Origin of the sequence: Corallococcus praedator (assembly GCF_003612125.1) — a bacterium.
Classification (GTDB): domain Bacteria; phylum Myxococcota; class Myxococcia; order Myxococcales; family Myxococcaceae; genus Corallococcus; species Corallococcus praedator.
On record NZ_RAWI01000761.1, the window covers coordinates 1 to 1,284 of the forward strand.

General features: G+C 73.6%; 1 protein-coding gene. It reads right to left on the minus strand.

Annotated elements, in window-relative coordinates; all coding sequences use genetic code 11:
* Positions 1–94: 94 nt before the first annotated feature.
* Positions 95–1,045, minus strand: a complete 951-nt coding sequence (locus D7Y13_RS41550; RefSeq protein WP_233595383.1) for a TonB C-terminal domain-containing protein — start codon at positions 1,043–1,045, stop codon at positions 95–97.
* Positions 1,046–1,284 lie beyond the last annotated feature (239 nt).

Genomic DNA, 1,284 nt, shown 5'->3' on the forward strand with positions numbered 1-1,284 from the left:
GACGGGGCGCTGCTCGACGTGGCGGAGGCGCTCCTGCCCCTGGGCGGCGGCGTGCGGTGGCCCGCGGCGTTCACGCCCTGAGTCACGCCGTGGCTCAATAGACGCGCAGCAGCCGGGATTTGCATTCGAAGTGCGGGTTGCGCACGTCGATGACGTAGACCTCGCCGGTGGTCTCCTCGAAGCCTCCGGCGAGCACGCCCACGGCGGCCGCGGCGGCGAGGTACGCGGTGTCCGTGCCCTTCATCTCGCTGACCTTGCGCACGTAGACGACGCGGCCCTCCACGGCCCACAGGGTGCGGATGCCATCGGCGTGCACGCCCAGGGCCTCGGGGGGCGGTGGAGGCAGCTTCGCCAGCGCGGGAGGGATGGCCTGGAGCACGTAGTCGTCGTAGGCGCGGTTGCCACTGCGGCTCACGAGCTTCACCTCGCGCAGCGTTCCATCCGGCCCCTGGAGCAACTCCAGCGTGACGACCAGCTTCAGGGTGCTGACGCCGTGGGCGAAGGACTGGAGCTCGTCGCCGGCCTGGGAGAGGCCGCGCAGGCGGTTGAACTCGGGGTTGTTCCGGGTGCGCTGTGCGAGCAGCTCGCCCGGCTTGGGGGGCGCTCGCGTCGGGGGCGCGGCGCCAGGTGAGCCCGTGGCGCCGAACTGGCGGGCCTTGTCGGCCCAAGAGTAAAGCAGTTGCCTGGGCAGGCTGGGCATGTCGAAGAGCGGCGCTTCATCCATCTGCCGCTCCAGCTTCGCGCGCAGCTTGCCGAAGTACGGGTGGATGCGGCCGGTGTCCACGCGGTCGCGCGCCTGGCGGTCGTCGATGATGCCCTGCACCCGCTCCGACACGCGCGCCTGCTCCTCGGCGGCGATGGCTTCGGGCGAAAGGCTCGGGTCGCCGGGCCGCAGCGTGCGACCTCCGCCCCGGGAGTTCTCCGGCGTCGTGATGATCACCCCGCCGCTCGCACCCGGCGGGGGCAGCAGGTTCAGGGGCAGGGTGCCTGGAGCGCGGGGCACGTCCGCCGAAGGCCGGTCGGATTCGAGGGAGGGTTCGCGCACCGCGACGTCGGGCGGAGGGGGCGCAGCGGACGGTGATGGCCCCTGGCGCGCCACTTCGGGCGGTGGTGCGGCGGGCTCACGGGCCGCCATCTCGGGCGGTGGCGATGCGGGCTTACGGGCCGGAGGCTCCCGGGTCGCCGTGCCAGCAGGGGGCCGAGGGCGCGGTGTCGGCGGAGTCGCCGGATCCTCGGCTCGCGGAGGTTCGGGTCTGGCGCTTGGGTCCGGCGGGGTGGAGGCGG